The sequence below is a fragment of the Nitrobacter sp. TKz-YC01 genome (genome assembly GCF_047824785.1).
Classification (GTDB): Bacteria; Pseudomonadota; Alphaproteobacteria; order Rhizobiales; family Xanthobacteraceae; genus Nitrobacter.
On sequence record NZ_CP181167.1, the window covers coordinates 3,253,009 to 3,268,200 of the forward strand.

Consider the following 15,192-nt stretch of genomic DNA (forward strand, 5'->3'; position numbering starts at 1 on the left):
CGGATTTATTCCGGCCATGACGGCAACAACAAACGACGGATTGCCGACAGCAGAGAGCGTCGGTCTCAACTTCCCGCAGCCTCCCGCGCGAAGCTCCAGTCCGGCCGGATCATGCCGGACACGCCCTCGAACGCGCCGGGGGCCAGCTCACACACCAACAGCCGCGCCCGATCCACCGGCCCCGGCATGTCGGCCTGTCCTTTCGGAATCATCCTGAAACCGGCGCGGCCGTAATAGGATTCATCGCCGACAAGCACGACGAGGCGGTGTCCTTTCGCTTTCGCGCCTTCGAGCGCGCGCTCGAGCAGCGCGTGCCCGATTCCCCGACCCCGGAACGGCGGCTCGACCGTCAGCGGGCCGAGGAGCAGCGCCGGCGTGTCGCCGATGCAAACCGGCAGCAACCGGACCGAGCCCACCAGCAGCGTGCCGATGTGCGCGGTCAGGGACAGGTCAAGCAAATGATCGACATGCTCGCGCAGGCGGTAAGCGCTGAGCACGAAACGGCCGGGACCGAAGGTGCGTTCGTGCAGACGCTCGATGGCCTGCGCGTCACCGGCGGTTTCGGTCAGGAGGGTAAGGGACAGATCCGACATGAGGAAGGCGGATAGCATCTGCCAGGGGCGCGGTCCATCGCCTGCACTGATCGCGGCCGCCGACTGCGGGCGGTCCCGGTCAGCTGCGCCAGGTGGACACCGGCGCTTCGTGATGCAGAACTTCCGCGATCCGCCGCCTTGTGCCGGCCGTGGTGCCGGCCGGCAGGGCATCAGCGGCGAAAAACCCGCAATCGATGATCTCCCGGTTCGGTTCGGGCTTGCGATCCTGCCGGAAGTCCCGGACGACATAGACGGTGACGTGATCGCGCCGCGAAACATGACTGTTGAAGAAAATGCCGTGCAACACCGGTTCGCCGCGGATTTCGATTCGCCCTTCCTCCATGAGCTCGCGCTCCAGCGCCGTACGCGACGCCTCGCCGACCTCGACGCCGCCTCCGGGCAAATGCCAGCCCGCCACGTAGCCATGCTTGACCAGAAAAACCCTGTTGTCGGCGTCGAGCACCACGCCGCGCACGCCCAGCGTCATGCCGCGGGCGAACCGAAAATACAGGTGAAACAGCCGGCGCCGCGCGGACTCTTCAAAGCGCCGCAGACGGTAAAAATTCATGATGTCGTAAGCCCCCGGCACCGCGCGAAGCGAGCGCCTGCTTTCGCATCATCGCTTGCATCATGGCGGCGCTCTTGCCAAAACCTCAGAATATTCCCGGATACGAGGTAAAAGTGAAGCAGCTTCATGGCAGAGAATTTCATGGCAGGGAAAGCGGCTCGCCACCGCGGCGGGCAACGCACCGGATCGCCGTCGTCGCCGGTACGACGGTGTTTTTCCCCTGCGCTCTGACCGGCGGCGTCTGATGACTGCGCTCACGCTCGCGCATCTGTCCGATCCGCATCTTGGACCGCTGCCTCCGCTGCGGCTGCATCAGCTCGCAGGCAAGCGCGCGATCGGCTATCTGAACTGGAAGCGCGGCCGGCACGCCATCCATCGGCGCGATGTGCTGGACGCCCTGGTCGCCGATATCAAGGCGCAATCGCCCGGCCACATCGCGGTGACGGGCGATCTCACCAATCTCGCCCTTCCCGACGAGTTCACGCAGGCGCGCGCATGGCTAGGCGAGGTCGGCGCTCCCCACGACGTCACCCTCGTGCCCGGCAATCACGATGCCTATGTTCGCCCGACGCAAAAACAGATCTCCGAATGGGAAGACTATATGCGCGGCGATAACGTCCGCGAAGGGACGCCGCTTTCATTTCCGTTCCTGCGGCGCAGAGGGCCGCTGACGCTGATCGGGGCGTCTTCGTCGGTACCGACGCGCCCATTCATGGCGACCGGCCGGCTGGGCCCCAAACAGCTCGATGCGCTGGATCGCGGGCTCTCACAGCTTGAGAGCGATCCGAACTTTCGCGTGCTGCTGATCCATCATCCGCTGTCCTCGAAAGACTCGCACAAACGGCTGACGGATGCCGATGCGCTGCTGGATCTTCTGAAGCGTCGCAGCGTGAACCTGATCCTGCACGGCCATGATCATATCCATTCGACCATGTGGTTCGACGGACCGCACGGCCGCATTCCCGCCATCGGCGTGCCGTCGGCATCCGCGATGCCGCATCGGCATTATCCGCCCGCCGCCTACAACCTGTTCTCGATCACGCCGGACGGGAACGGCTGGCGCTGCGAGCAGCGGGTGCGCGGCTTCGCCGACCAGGCAGCGATCGAGCGCAGGGAGATCACCGAATTGCAGCGGACACAGCTTATCTAGAGCATTATCGCTTCTGATTGAATCAGAAGCGAAGCTCCATGATATCGATTTGACGCGTTTTCTTCACGCGAACCGGATTCCACTTCGCTCGAAAACGCTATAGTCGCACGACAATACGGCGATCACCATTTGTGGAAAATGAAAAACGCGCCGAGGGCAACGAACGCAAAGCCCAGACCGTGATTCCAGCCCAGCGGCTGTTTCAGATACAGCACCGAGAAGCCGGCAAAAACCACAAGCGTGATCACTTCCTGAATGGTTTTGAGCTCGGCCGCCGAATAGACCGCGCTGCCCCAGCGATTGGCCGGCACCGCGAGCCAGTATTCGAAGAACGCTATTCCCCAACTGACCAGCACGATCAGGGGAAGCGGGCTCTCCTTGAATTTCAGATGCCCGTACCAGGCGAAAGTCATGAAAACATTCGAGCAGAACAGCATCAGGATCGGCAGGAGCCACGACGGAATCGCGATGGGCATGGTTTTCGGCTTTCGGGAGTGACCGAAGGAAGGCGTCGACCGCCCGTATTTTGTCCGCGGCTTAATCCCCGGTCCGGAAATAGGGTTCGACCGTGCCGCTGAGCTTGATCGTCAGCGGATTGCCGTGGCGATCCCTGGCATTGCCGGCGGCGACACGTATCCAGCCTTCGCTGACGCAGTACTCCTCGACGTTGCTCTTCTCGACACCCTTGAAACGGATGCCGATATCGCGCGACAGAAGCTCGGCGTTGTAATACGCGCTGCGCGGATCGGTGGACAAGCGGTCGGGCAGATGGTCCTTCGCGGTCGGGTCGCTCAAAGCAGGGCCTCGATTTCTTCCGTTAGTTTCTTGGGATTGGTGGTCGGAGCATGGCGGGCAACCACCCTGCCCTGCCGGTCGACGAGAAACTTGGTGAAATTCCACTTGATCGACTCGCCAAGCAAACCCGGCTTCTCGCTCTTCAGGTGCCTGAACAACGGATGCGCATCCGCGCCATTGACATTGATCTTTTCGAACATCGGAAAGGTCACGTCATACTTGCTGGCGCAGAACTTTTGAATGTCGGCGGAAGAGCCCGGCTCCTGCTTGCCGAACTGATTGCAGGGGAAGCCCAGCACGAAAAATCCGCGCGGACTCATCGTGCGGTACAACTCTTCCAGATCCTTGTACTGCGGCGTGAACCCGCAGGCGCTCGCGGTGTTCACGATCAGAAGGACGCGACCTTCGAACCGCTTCAATTCGCAAGACCCGCCGTCCAGCGTGTTCGCGGAGAAATCAAAAACGCTGGCCATTCGGCGACCTTTCGATCAGGCTGAGGCAGGCGACCGTCCCGTGCCGGTCAATGCCGCGTGGAAGACCGGGCGACGGGATTGAGGATCGCCTCGGTGAACGGAAATTCGAGCACGATCTCGCCGGTAGCGTCGGTAACTTCCAGCACCGCATTGAGAATCGCCCGCTGTTCGCCGTCAGACTTGAGGATTTCGCGAATCGTTTTTCGGGCGGCACGCCAGGCATGATCGGGATCGCGCAACTCCTCGCCCTCCGGATCGAGTATCAGGTCGTTTCCGATGCGGGTATTGAAGAAATATCGGGGCATGAACGAACCCATAACGGCCTAGTTCGGACTTTCCAGCCAGCCGCTCTCACAAGTTCTTTATCGAACGACAGGCCCGCCCTGCAATAGGCTTTATTTGTCGCAAAATTGCGTCCGTCCTGCTTCAATCTGCGATCGTTCCTTTAACGGATCAATATTCCACCTCAAACGTTAGCAACGGGGCCTGCTCTTGATCAGGCCATCTTTTCTTCGTCATGTTGACACAGCGTGGCTTGCCGCAGGTATGGAATTTCTCCAAACGGCGCGTCCTCGAACCGAGAAGAACGTCATGAATCCTGTCAGAGAACTCCAGAACCACGGCCAGGCCATCTGGCTCGATTTCCTTGCACGCGGTTTCATCATCAACGGCGATTTAAAGCAGCTTATCGACACCGATGGATTGCGCGGGGTCACCTCCAATCCCTCGATTTTCGAGAAGGCGATCGGGAGTTCGGACGAATATGACGATGCCATCGTCCGCCTGATGAAGAATGGCGACCGGTCGGTCGCCGATCTCTACGAACAACTCGCGATAGAGGACATCCAGCACGCCGCGGACGTGTTGCGGCCGGTCTACGATCGGCTCAACGGCGCAGATGGTTTCGTCAGCCTGGAGGTCTCGCCGTATCTGGCGAACGACACCGAGGGGACAATCGCCGAGGCCAGGAGGTTGTGGAAGTCGGTCAATCGCAAAAACCTGATGGTCAAGGTGCCGGCGACGCCGAATGGCCTGCCCGCGATCCGGCAACTGATCGCGGAAGGAATCAGCATCAACATCACGCTGCTGTTCTCGCAGAAGGTCTACGTCGAGGTGGCCGAGGCCTATCTCGCCGGACTTCAGGACTATGTCCGAAATGGCGGCGATCCCGCGCATGTCGCAAGCGTCGCCAGCTTCTTCGTCAGCCGGATCGACAGCGCCGCCGACAAGCAGCTCGACGAAAAGATCGCGCAGGCCAACGATCCCGCGGAGAAAGCGCGCCTTGCGTCGCTCAAGGGCAAGGTCGCGATCGCCAATGCCAGGCTCGCCTATCAGGAGTACAAGCAACTGTTCGCAGGCGAGGAATGGCAAAAGCGCGAGGCCGAAGGCGCCAGACCCCAGCGGCTGCTATGGGCTTCGACCGGGACCAAGAACAAGGACTACCGCGACGTTCTCTACATCGAGGAATTGATCGGCCCGGATACGGTCAATACCGTGCCGCCGGCGACCCTTGACGGTTTTCGCGATCACGGCGAACTGCGGGACAGCCTGGAAGAAAACCTCGATGACGCGCGGCAGGTGCTCGCAGCGCTCGCGGACGCTGGAATTTCGCTCGACGCGATCACCCGCGACCTCGTGACGGAAGGCGTGAGGCTGTTCGAGGACGCGGCCGACAAGTTGCTCGGCGCCGTCGCCCGGAAGCGGGAAAAGATACTCGGCTCCGCGGTCGACCGGCAGACCTTGTCGCTCGATCCATCGATCGTGAAATCCGTCGAAACAAAGGCGGATGACTGGCGAGCCGCCGGCACCGTCCGCAAGCTATGGCAAAAGGATAAATCGGTCTGGACCGACGCGGACGAGGACAAATGGCTGGGCTGGCTAACGAGTCCCGCCGCCGAATTTGATCGGGCGGCCGACTACGCGGACTATGCGCGGCGCGTGAAGAAGCAGAAGTTCACCGACGCCGTCGTGCTCGGAATGGGCGGATCAAGCCTCGGTCCGGAGGTGCTGGCGAAGACTTTTCCGAAGGCGGCGGGTTTCCCGAAGCTCCATGTGCTGGACTCGACCGATCCGGCCGAGATTCGTTCGCTTGAAGCCGCGATCGACATCGCGAGGACCGTCTTCATCGTATCCAGCAAATCCGGCGGAACGACGGAGCCGAACGCGCTGAAGGACTATTTTCACGCGCGGGTGGCCAAGGCGATCGGCGCTGACAAGGCCGGCCATCGCTTCATCGCGATCACCGATCCGGGCTCCTCGCTTGACGCTGAGGCGGCCAGGCTCGGCTATGCGCGCACCTTCCACGGCGATCCCGAGATCGGCGGCCGCTATTCGATCCTGTCTCCCTTCGGCCTCGTCCCGGCGGCGACGGCCGGAATCGATGTGACGGGATTGCTTGAGAGCGCACTCGTCATGGTGCGATCCTGTGGCGCTCAGGTTCCGCCGCATGACAACCCCGGCGTCCAGCTCGGACTGGCGATGGGTCTTGCCGGACGCGAAGGCCGCGACAAGGTCACCATCCTGGCGTCTCCGAAAATCGCCGATTTCGGCGCATGGACCGAGCAGCTGATCGCCGAATCGACCGGCAAGGAGGGCAAGGGCCTGATTCCGATCGACGGCGAACCGCTCGGCGATGCCAGCCTCTACGGCGATGACCGCTTCTTCATCGATATCCGCACGGCGGATGAGGAGGATGCCACCCATGATGAAAAGTTGCGCGCGCTCGAGAACGCCGGACACCCGGTGGTTCGCATCGTAATGAATTCGATCGATCAGATCGGTCAGGAGTTCTTCCGGTTCGAGATCGCGGCCGCGGTCGCCGGTGCGGTCCTCGGCATCAATCCGTTCGATCAGCCTGATGTCGAAGCGGCCAAGATCAGGACTCGCGAACTGACGTCGGCCTTCGAAAAGACAGGCAGGCTTCCGGACGAAGAGCCGGCGATCTCCGCCGACGGCTTCGATATTTACACCGACGCCGACAATGCGCGCGCTCTACGCGAGAAAGGCGCCGACGGCGAGCTGTCCTCGTGGCTCAAGGCGCATCTTTCGCGCGCGGAGGCCGGCGATTATGTCGCCCTCCTGGCCTATGTCGCGCGCAATGACGACCACATCGGCGAACTGCAACGGATGCGCCTCGCCGTTCGCGACCGGAAGAAAGTCGCCACCTGCGCCGAGTTCGGCCCGCGCTTCCTGCATTCGACCGGGCAAGCCTACAAGGGCGGTCCGGACAGCGGCGTCTTCCTTCAGATCACCGCGGACGATCCGCGGGATTTGAAGATCCCCGGCCGGAAAATGAGCTTCAGCATCATCAAGGCGGCGCAGGCGCGCGGCGATTTCGATGTGCTCACGCGGCGGGGACGACGAGCGCTTCGCGTTCATCTCAAGGGAAATCTGAAATCAGGCTTGTCGCGGCTCGACGAGGCCATCAGCCGGGCTTTGACGTGACGCACCCTGCCCTCGCCGTCCATTCATCCGACGATCGACGTTCGCCAACCTCCATGAAACGCACGAGGTGTTGCGTCACACCTTGATCCTCAAGCATCATGATTCCCACGCGTCATTGAACCATGGGATCGCGGGCGGAATGTTAAAGCCACGACCCCGCGCCCGGAGAAGGAATCGGACGAATGCAGATTGGCATGATCGGGCTGGGACGGATGGGAGCCAACATCGTTCGCCGTCTGATGAAGAACGGAGGCCATCACGCCGTCGTCTACGACATCAGCGAGCAGGCCGTCGCCGCGCTTGCCGCCGAGGGAGCCGCAGCCGCGACCGATCTTGAAGACTTCGTCCGCAAGCTCGAAAAGCCGCGCGCCGTCTGGATCATGCTGCCCGCCGGAGCGGTGACGGAGTCCACCATCGCGACGATCGCCGGACTGCTCGATGGCGACGATATCATCATCGATGGCGGCAACACCTTCTGGCAGGACGATATCCGGCGCGCCGCAACATTGCGCGAGAAGGGCGTCCATTATGTCGATGTCGGCACCAGCGGCGGAGTGTGGGGCTTCGAACGCGGCTACTGCATGATGATCGGCGGCGACAGGACGGTGGTTGATCGTCTCGATCCGATTTTCGCATCGCTGGCGCCCGGCCACGGCGACATTCCGAGAACGCCGAGCCGGGATGGCCGCGATCCGCGCGTCGAGCAAGGCTACCTTCACACCGGGCCCGTCGGCTCCGGCCATTTCGTCAAGATGGTGCATAACGGCATCGAATACGGCCTGATGCAGGCCTATGCCGAAGGTTTCGACATACTCAGGAACGCGAACATCCCTGCGCTGCCGGAGCATCACCGGTTCAACCTTGACCTCGCGGATATCGCCGAGGTCTGGCGTCGCGGCAGCGTCATTTCATCCTGGCTGCTCGATCTGACAGCTTCCGCGCTGGCCCGCAGCGACACTCTCGAAGCTTACTCGGGATTTGTCGCGGACTCCGGCGAGGGCCGATGGACCGTCAACGCCGCCATTGATGAAGCCGTTCCCGCCGAAGTTCTGACGGCGGCGCTGTTCGCGCGATTTCGTTCGCGTCAGCAACATACGTTCGCGGAAAAAATCCTCTCCGCGATGCGGGAAGGATTCGGAGGGCACAGGGAGCCCGGAGAAGCCGATCCCTCCGCAAAGGAAAGGACCGCGAATCGATGACGGTCACAAGCAACATACCGCGCAAACCGGAGCCATGCTGCTTCGTCATCTTCGGCGCCACCGGCGATCTCACCCATCGCCTGATCATTCCGGCGCTCTACAACCTTGCCGAGTCAGACCTGCTGCCGGAGCCGTTTTGCATTGTCGGCGTCGTCCGCAAGCAGATGTCGGACCACGATCTCCGCCAAAGCCTGATGGAGGGCCTGAAGAAGCACGCCACGCGGCCCGTCAAAACCGACATCGCCGAAAAGGTGCTCAACTGCCTGACGTGCATCGAAGCCGATCCCTCCGATCCGTCCTCGTTCGATGCGCTGAACGGGGTGTGTGAAGGACTCGCGGCGAAAACGGGGACATGCGGCAACCGCCTGTTCTATCTCGCCGTGCCGCCGACGGCCTTCGCGCCGATCGCGGAGCAACTCGCCCGCGTCGGGCTGCTGCGAGAGACAAACGGCATATGGCGCCGCCTGGTGGTCGAAAAGCCGTTCGGGACCGATCTCGCATCCGCCAGATCACTCAATGCAAGGCTGCTCAAGATCGCCGACGAAAATCAGATCTATCGGATCGATCACTATCTCGGCAAGGAGACCGTCCAGAACATCCTTGTTCTGCGTTTCGCCAACGGCATGTTCGAGCCGATCTGGAATCGCAACCACATCGATCATATCCAGATCACCGTCGACGAAAAACTGTCGGTCGGACATCGCGGCAGTTTCTACGACGCCACCGGGGCCCTGAGGGACATGGTGCCGAACCATCTGTTCCAGTTGCTGTCGCTGGTGACGATGGAGCCGCCGCGACGGTTCGAAGCTCACGCGGTGCGCTCGGAGAAAGCGGAAGTGCTGGCCGCCATCCAGACGCAGACGCCGGAGGAAGCGCTGAGAAATTCGGTGCGCGGACAATACCATGCCGGGCAGGTCGGCGGCGAGGCGGTCGTCGATTATCGCAGTGCCCCCAACGTCAAGCCCGACAGCACCACCGAGACCTATGCGGCGCTCAAGCTGACCATCGATAACTGGCGATGGGCCGGCGTTCCGTTCTACCTGCGGACCGGCAAGGCGCTCGGCCTCAAGCGCACCGAGGTGGCCATCAAGTTCAAGCAGGCGCCGTTCGCGATGTTTCGCTGCACGCCGGTGGACCAGCTGTCGCACAACTATCTGGTCATCGGCATCGAACCGGCCGAAGGCATCACGATGCAGTTCAACACCAAGGTGCCCGGCCCCTCGATCTCGATCGACGGCGTCGAGATGAAATTCCGCTACAAGGATTACTTCCACGCCGCGCCGAGCACCGGCTACGAAACCCTGATCTACGATTGCATGACCGGCGACAACATCCTGTTTCAGCGCGCGGACGGCGTAGAGGCCGGGTGGCAGGCGGTGCAGCCGTTCCTGGATGCCTGGAAGAAGGCCGGCGCCGACGGGCTGGTCGGCTATGAGGCGGGCAGCGAAGGCCCAAGTGAGGCCGACGACCTGCTGGCGCGGGACGGCAACCAATGGCGCGATCTGACATGACATCCGCTGACGCCGGCCGCAGGTTTCAGGTGCTGCCGGACGCCGGGGCGATCGCGACCGAAGCCGCGGAACGTATCATCCTTCGGATTGCGGCGAATGCGGCGCGGCCGGCGATATGCCTGACCGGCGGCTCCGGCCCGAAAGCGCTTTATGCGCTGCTGGGCGGCCCGGACTATCGTTCGCGGATCGCCTGGGATCGCGTTCACTGGTTCATCGGCGACGAGCGTTTCGTGAGCGCAGGCGACGAGCGCAACAACATGGCGATGGCCAGGGAGCTTTTCCTGAACCGTTGCGCCCCGCCGGGCAACATCCATCCGATGCCAACGGACGCATCCGGCCCGGATGCGGCGGCGCGGCTTTACGAGCGCGAACTGCAAGCGTTTTACGGGGCGGACCAACTTGACCCGGCCAGGCCGCTTTTCGATCTTGTCCTGATGGGGCTTGGGCCGGACGGGCATACCGCCTCGCTGTTTCCCGAAGATCGAGCGCTCGATGAAACCAAGCGATGGGTCGTCGGCGTGGACCGCGCGCCCGTCGAGCCTTTCGTGCCCCGCGTCACCCTGACGCTTCCGGCGCTGGCTTCCTCACGCGAGATGCTGTTTCTCGTCAGCGGCGAGGCCAAGCACGGCATCCTCTCGAAGATCAGGGCCGGCGCCGATCTGCCCGGCGCGCGCGCGCGCTCCAACGGCGTCACGACCTGGTTGACCGATACCGCGGCCGCAGGATCGACGGCATGAATGCCGGCGGAGGCGCCGCCTTTCGCGCGCTGATCGTCATGGGCGTGTCGGGATCGGGCAAAAGCATCATCGCGGGCGCGCTGGGCCGGCGGCTGGGATGGATCGTCGAGGATGGCGACCGTTTCCATGCAAAAAGCAATATCGATAAAATGCGCGCCGGCATCGCGTTGACCGACGAGGACAGGTGGCCGTGGCTGCACGCCGTCGCCGCGGAGATCGGCCGCAGGCGCGCGGACGGCACGAGCGTGATCATGGCCTGCTCCGCGCTCAAGCGCGCCTATCGCGATATTCTCGTGCAGGGCCACAGCGACACCCGCATCGTCTACCTGCGCGGCGACAAGGACCTGATCGCGAGCCGTCTCACGGCGAGAGGTGAGCATTTCATGCCGCGGGGACTGCTCGATAGCCAGTTCGCGACACTGGAGGAGCCGACCGAGGATGAGCGGCCCATTGTTGTCGACATCGACGCGACCATAAAAGATATCACCGATCGCATCATCATCGCGCTCGATCAAAGCCGATGGAGGATTCTCCGGCGAGGTGGATGACCTGTTCGCGTGAAGAAAACGCGACCAGACAATCATTTCCAGCGCATGGTCCGATTCAACTGGAACGGATCATGCTCTAGAGCATCGGACCCGAAAGTGGGAACCGGTTTCGGGATAAATCCGATGCTCAATCAATTAACTGGAGCGGCGGCGCTGATTCCATTTGACCGGCCGCCGCTCTAGAGTCTGTTTCAACTGCGTTGAATCAGACTCGTCGCTTATCTTTCTGTTTGAGCATGATCTTGTCCGAAAACCGGTTTCCACTTTTCGGGATCATGCTCTAGCCCGCTGCATCGCCGGTTTGCGGGCCGCGTTGAGATTGTGGATCGTGTTAACGAGCGCGATGTGGGTCAGCGCCTGCGGAAAATTTCCGGTCAGGCGGCGGGCGACCGGATCGTATTCTTCCGATAGCAAGCCAAGATCGTTCGCCACCCCCGCAACCCGATTCAGCAGCGTCTCGGCGCGCTCGATATCGCCGCCCAGCACATAAGCGTCGGCGAGCCAGAGCGTGCAGGCCAGAAAGGCCCCCTCGATCGGCGGCTGCTCGTCCGTCACCGCGCGCGGATCATGCCTGAGCACGAAGCCGTCCGGCATCAGATGCTGCTCCACCGCGGCCAGCATTCCCGCAACACGCGGATCGGAAGCCGGCAGGAATCCGACCGACGGAATAAGAAGCGTGCTGGCGTCGAGCAGCTTCGAGCCATAGGATTCGACGAAGGTGTTTTGTTCGCGATCAAAACCCTTTTCGCAGACGTCGCGATGAATCATCTCGCGCAGTTCACGCCAGCGCTCGACCGGCCCGTGGAAACCGAAATGCTCCACGCTCTTGATGCCGCGGTCGAACGCCACCCAGGCCAGCACCTTCGACGAGACGTAGTGCTTGCCAGGTCCCCTCAGCTCCCAGATGCCGGAATCCGTTTCATTCCAGATCCGGCCGAGATGCTCGAGCAGTTCGCATTCCAGATCCCAGGTCGGCTCGCGCAACTTGAGGTTTGCTTCTCTCGACTGGTGGAACGCGTCCATCAGTTCGCCGAAGACATCAAGCTGCAACTGGGCGTAGGCCGCGTTTCCGATCCTGACCGGCCGCGCGCCCTCATAGCCAGGCAGCCAGTCGGCTTCCCACTCCGTGAGACGACGTTGCCCGAGGATGCCGTACATGATCTGCATGTCGGCGGGCGAGCCGGCGACCGATCGCAGCAGCCAGTCGTGCCAGTCCGACGCTTCGTCGTGATAGCCGCTGTTCATCAGCGCGAGCAGCGTGAAGGTCGCGTCGCGCAGCCAGCAGAACCGGTAATCCCAATTGCGCGCGCCGCCGAGCTTTTCGGGAAGCGAGGTTGTCGGCGCCGCGACGATGCCGCCGGAGGGCGCATAGATCATGGCTTTCAGGGCAACCAGGGAGCGCATCGCAAGATCACGATACGGTCCATCGTAGTCGAACTTTCCGCACCAGTCGCGCCAGAACGCCTCGGTGTCCCGCAACGCCTTCGCAGGATCGATCGGGGCTGGAACGGCAAGATGCGATGCGCCGTAGGCCATCACGAACGGGATCGTCTGCCCTGCGCTGACCTCGAAGTCGGCGACAGTGGTCATGGTCTCGCCGCGCGTCTCGACCGGCGTGCGCAGCACCAGCATGTCCGGCCCGCAAATGGCGAGCAGCGCCCGATCCTCCGTACGATGGACCCATGGCACGTCTTTTCCAAAACCGAACCGGATCACCAGGTCCATGTGCATCTTCACGCGACCGCGGTCTCCCCGGACGAGGCGGACGATATCGGTCGCCGTGTCGCGTGGCGGCATGAAGTCGATCAACGTGACGGCGCCGCCGGCGGTCTCAAAACGCGTTTCGAGGATAAGGCCGTCTCCGCGATAGCCATGGCTCGAACGCTCGATCTTTTCCGAAGGAGCGATCCGCCAATGGCCGTTGCGTTCATCGCCCAGAAGAGCGGAAAAACAGGCATCGGAATCGAAGCAGGGCCAGCAAAGCCAGTCGATCGACCCCGTCCGGTCGACGAGCGCGACGGTCTCGCCGTCGCCGATGATTCCGTAGTCTTCGATTCTGCTTGGCAATTTGGCAGATCTCGGCGGGTAAGCTGGAAACAGGGATGCAAGCCGAAACAAGGTGACGGAACGGTCAGTATTATTCATCGGCGAGCGGTTGGCCACCCCGCCTGGTGAGTTTTCCGGAATAACAACCTCGTGCGAGTGGAGAACGAAATTCTAGGGGATGTAGCTATTGGCGCGGGAATAAGTCAGCCGGTTCTCCTGCAGCGGACGGCTGGTCGAACCCGTGCCGCGTTTGCTCACCACCCGCCTGTCCGATTCGAGATCCTCGAGGAAGACGGGCTCAGAGAAATAGAACCCCTGCGCGTACTTGATCCGCGTCGCGGCCTGCAGATAAGCGAGCTCCTCGAATTTCTCGACGCCTTCCGCGATCACCGTCATTCCCAACGCCTCGCCGAGAGATTCGATAGCCTTCAAAATACCCTGGCTGCGCGGGCGCTTGTGGATATCGACGATGAACGAGCGGTCGATCTTGATTTCATCGGCGGTGATATCGGCGATAGCCGAGAGCGAGGAATATCCGATGCCGAAGTCATCGATGGATATCCCGACGCCCAGGCTTCGCAGAACGGGCAGAATTTCCGTCTGGAAATGGGTTTTCGCCACGAACGCATCCTCCGTGACCTCGACGATGAATCGCGCCGGGCAGCCGGTTTTCTCCAGCGCGCGCGCGAAGGATGTCATGAAGGCCACGTTCCCGGCCTGCTTGGCGGCGACGTTGATGCTGATGCTGACGCCTGTGCCGAACCTGTCGTCGATAAGATCGATGGACCTCATGATCTCGGCCAGAACCAGATGCGTCAACTCGTCGATCAGGCCGAGCTCGATCGCGAGATCGACGAACGTGCCGGGCGCCTGGATGACACCGTCATCATTGCGCAATCGAACCAGCGCCTCGATGCCCCTGATCTGCTTTGATCTGATGTCGACCTTGGGCTGGAACGCGCAATAGAACCGCTTGTCGAGAATCGCGAGCCGCAGCGACTGCTCGATCTCCATCCGCGTCAGCGCCTCGCGCTGCATTCCGGAATCGAAGATGACGGCGCCACCCTTTTTCTCGTTCTTGATGTGATACATCGCGGTATCGGCATTCTGGCGCAGAACCTCGTAGCTGTCGCCATGATCCGGATAGATGCTCACCCCGATCGAGGCGGAGGCAAAAAGCTCCGATCCCTCGATAAAGAATGGCGCCTTGAGACGCTGCCGCAGATATTCGACGTAGTCGGCGAGTTCAGCGTCGTTTTGCACCGGATTGAGCAGGAGCAGGAACTCGTCGCCGCTGATCCGGGACAGCATATCGGTGGCGCGAAGGCCGAAGCTCAGCCGCCTGGCAACCTCGATCAGAAGTTCATCGCCCGATGCGTGGCCGTAATAGTCGTTGATGTGCTTGAAATTGTCGATGTCGAGAAAAGCAACCGCAAACCTGACGGGTTGTTCTCCCTCACGGATAAGGCTGTTGGCGTGCTGTTCGATGACGCGCCGGGTCGGCAGACCGGTCAGATCGTCAAAGTATGCACAACGAAAAAGCTCCTCCTCGACGGCCTTTTGACCGCTGATATCAACCGAGCTCGACAGCATGAGACTCCTGTCCGAAATCCGGACAGGCTTATGCGTGGTCAGATAGGTCCTTGCCGCATGATCCGTTCGGATGAGTTCCTCGGATATCCTGATCCGGCCCGACTGCATCACCCCGCGCGCGAGATTGATTCGATCGTTCAACTCTTTCGAGGGGAGCAGCGCACCTGATGCGGTTCCGACGATATCGCGCGCGGGCACGTTGAACTGCGCCACGGCGGCCGCATTCACGAACACGAAATTTCCCTGCTCGTCCTGAACCGTCACGGCTGTCGGGAGCAATCTGACGACCTCGTTCAGGAAATCCAGCCGCGAGGAATCGCCGGCCTCGACACCACAGTCATTGTAGCCGGTCTCGGACTTATCAGAAGGCGTCGGTTCAGGAGGCGTCGGTCCGCTTCTGCCGGCGACAACAGAAAACTCACTTCGCTCTGGCGCGCCGGACATGGACTTCCCAACCTTCATCGCGTCTGAAAGGGGAAACTTCCGGGCTTTCAGGCTCTTGCGGGCAGCAACGGCGATCGCGGTCACATACGGC

At 61.8% G+C, this 15,192-nt stretch carries 14 protein-coding genes; 6 read left to right on the plus strand and 8 right to left on the minus strand.

The features are described from left to right. Positions 1–65: 65 nt before the first annotated feature. The gene (locus tag ACMYR2_RS15515; RefSeq protein ID WP_347262828.1) at positions 66–593 is read right to left on the minus strand and encodes an N-acetyltransferase; all 528 of its coding nucleotides are present in this window, start codon (positions 591–593) and stop codon (positions 66–68) included. Between the two features lie 79 nt (positions 594–672). Beyond that, positions 673–1,161 (minus strand): NUDIX domain-containing protein, encoded by a 489-nt coding sequence (locus ACMYR2_RS15520; protein WP_347262829.1) that lies wholly within the window; start codon positions 1,159–1,161, stop codon positions 673–675. A 244-nt stretch (positions 1,162–1,405) separates the two neighbouring features. Here ACMYR2_RS15520 and ACMYR2_RS15525 point away from each other — a divergent pair, with 244 nt between their 5' ends. After that, positions 1,406–2,311 (plus strand): metallophosphoesterase, encoded by a 906-nt coding sequence (locus ACMYR2_RS15525; RefSeq protein WP_347262830.1) that lies wholly within the window; start codon positions 1,406–1,408, stop codon positions 2,309–2,311. Positions 2,312–2,433: 122 nt separating this feature from the next. On the opposite strand, the gene ACMYR2_RS15530 is transcribed toward ACMYR2_RS15525, so the two are convergent. The 4 genes from ACMYR2_RS15530 to ACMYR2_RS15545 form a co-directional block, all read right to left on the minus strand. Beyond that, positions 2,434–2,787 carry a DMT family protein gene (locus tag ACMYR2_RS15530; RefSeq protein ID WP_347262831.1) on the minus strand — a complete coding sequence of 118 codons (354 nt, stop codon included), beginning with the start codon at positions 2,785–2,787 and terminating at the stop codon, positions 2,434–2,436. Between the two features lie 61 nt (positions 2,788–2,848). Further along, positions 2,849–3,106, minus strand: a complete 258-nt coding sequence (locus ACMYR2_RS15535; protein WP_347262832.1) for a DUF3297 family protein — start codon at positions 3,104–3,106, stop codon at positions 2,849–2,851. After that, on the minus strand, positions 3,103–3,579 hold the full coding sequence (locus tag ACMYR2_RS15540; protein WP_347262833.1) for a glutathione peroxidase: 477 nt from the start codon (positions 3,577–3,579) through the stop codon (positions 3,103–3,105). The genes ACMYR2_RS15535 and ACMYR2_RS15540 overlap by 4 nt, the downstream gene beginning before the upstream one ends. 47 nt (positions 3,580–3,626) lie before the next feature. Beyond that, positions 3,627–3,884 carry a DUF6894 family protein gene (locus ACMYR2_RS15545; RefSeq protein ID WP_011315843.1) on the minus strand — a complete coding sequence of 86 codons (258 nt, stop codon included), beginning with the start codon at positions 3,882–3,884 and terminating at the stop codon, positions 3,627–3,629. A 286-nt stretch (positions 3,885–4,170) separates the two neighbouring features. Here ACMYR2_RS15545 and ACMYR2_RS15550 point away from each other — a divergent pair, with 286 nt between their 5' ends. The 5 genes from ACMYR2_RS15550 (at position 4,171) to ACMYR2_RS15570 (ending at position 11,018) form a co-directional block, all read left to right on the plus strand. Further along, positions 4,171–7,023, plus strand: coding sequence for a bifunctional transaldolase/phosoglucose isomerase (locus tag ACMYR2_RS15550; protein WP_416193260.1), 2,853 nt, complete (start codon positions 4,171–4,173; stop codon positions 7,021–7,023). Between the two features lie 182 nt (positions 7,024–7,205). Beyond that, positions 7,206–8,222: a phosphogluconate dehydrogenase (NAD(+)-dependent, decarboxylating) gene (gnd, locus tag ACMYR2_RS15555; RefSeq protein ID WP_416193261.1), complete on the plus strand. Its 1,017-nt coding sequence runs from the start codon at positions 7,206–7,208 to the stop codon at positions 8,220–8,222. Further along, the gene (gene zwf / locus ACMYR2_RS15560; protein WP_347262836.1) at positions 8,219–9,733 is read left to right on the plus strand and encodes a glucose-6-phosphate dehydrogenase; all 1,515 of its coding nucleotides are present in this window, start codon (positions 8,219–8,221) and stop codon (positions 9,731–9,733) included. Before gnd ends, zwf begins: the two co-directional genes overlap by 4 nt. Continuing rightward, positions 9,715–10,470, plus strand: a complete 756-nt coding sequence (gene pgl / locus ACMYR2_RS15565) for a 6-phosphogluconolactonase (RefSeq protein WP_416193262.1) — start codon at positions 9,715–9,717, stop codon at positions 10,468–10,470. The genes zwf and pgl overlap by 19 nt, the downstream gene beginning before the upstream one ends. Continuing rightward, entirely contained in the window at positions 10,467–11,018 is a 552-nt protein-coding gene (locus tag ACMYR2_RS15570; protein WP_347262838.1) for a gluconokinase, read from the plus strand. Before pgl ends, ACMYR2_RS15570 begins: the two co-directional genes overlap by 4 nt. Positions 11,019–11,291: 273 nt before the next feature. Here the strand turns inward: ACMYR2_RS15570 and ACMYR2_RS15575 are convergent, their stop codons facing one another. Both ACMYR2_RS15575 and ACMYR2_RS15580 read right to left on the minus strand, forming a co-directional pair. Beyond that, positions 11,292–13,085, minus strand: coding sequence for a glycoside hydrolase family 15 protein (locus ACMYR2_RS15575; RefSeq protein WP_347262839.1), 1,794 nt, complete (start codon positions 13,083–13,085; stop codon positions 11,292–11,294). Positions 13,086–13,235: 150 nt separating this feature from the next. Then, positions 13,236–15,101: a putative bifunctional diguanylate cyclase/phosphodiesterase gene (locus ACMYR2_RS15580; protein WP_416194111.1), complete on the minus strand. Its 1,866-nt coding sequence runs from the start codon at positions 15,099–15,101 to the stop codon at positions 13,236–13,238. Positions 15,102–15,192 lie beyond the last annotated feature (91 nt).

Excerpts from the sequence above, each read along its gene's own strand:
- ACMYR2_RS15515 (WP_347262828.1), bottom strand. The coding sequence starts at position 593 with ATGTCGGATCTGTCCCTTACCCTCCTGACCGAAACCGCCGGTGACGCG.
- ACMYR2_RS15520 (WP_347262829.1), bottom strand. The coding sequence starts at position 1,161 with ATGAATTTTTACCGTCTGCGGCGCTTTGAAGAGTCCGCGCGGCGCCGG.
- ACMYR2_RS15525 (WP_347262830.1), top strand. The coding sequence starts at position 1,406 with ATGACTGCGCTCACGCTCGCGCATCTGTCCGATCCGCATCTTGGACCG.
- ACMYR2_RS15530 (WP_347262831.1), bottom strand. The coding sequence starts at position 2,787 with ATGCCCATCGCGATTCCGTCGTGGCTCCTGCCGATCCTGATGCTGTTC.
- ACMYR2_RS15540 (WP_347262833.1), bottom strand. The coding sequence starts at position 3,579 with ATGGCCAGCGTTTTTGATTTCTCCGCGAACACGCTGGACGGCGGGTCT.
- ACMYR2_RS15545 (WP_011315843.1), bottom strand. The coding sequence starts at position 3,884 with ATGCCCCGATATTTCTTCAATACCCGCATCGGAAACGACCTGATACTC.
- ACMYR2_RS15550 (WP_416193260.1), top strand. The coding sequence starts at position 4,171 with ATGAATCCTGTCAGAGAACTCCAGAACCACGGCCAGGCCATCTGGCTC.
- gnd (WP_416193261.1), top strand. The coding sequence starts at position 7,206 with ATGCAGATTGGCATGATCGGGCTGGGACGGATGGGAGCCAACATCGTT.
- zwf (WP_347262836.1), top strand. The coding sequence starts at position 8,219 with ATGACGGTCACAAGCAACATACCGCGCAAACCGGAGCCATGCTGCTTC.
- pgl (WP_416193262.1), top strand. The coding sequence starts at position 9,715 with ATGGCGCGATCTGACATGACATCCGCTGACGCCGGCCGCAGGTTTCAG.
- ACMYR2_RS15570 (WP_347262838.1), top strand. The coding sequence starts at position 10,467 with ATGAATGCCGGCGGAGGCGCCGCCTTTCGCGCGCTGATCGTCATGGGC.
- ACMYR2_RS15580 (WP_416194111.1), bottom strand. The coding sequence starts at position 15,101 with ATGTCCGGCGCGCCAGAGCGAAGTGAGTTTTCTGTTGTCGCCGGCAGA.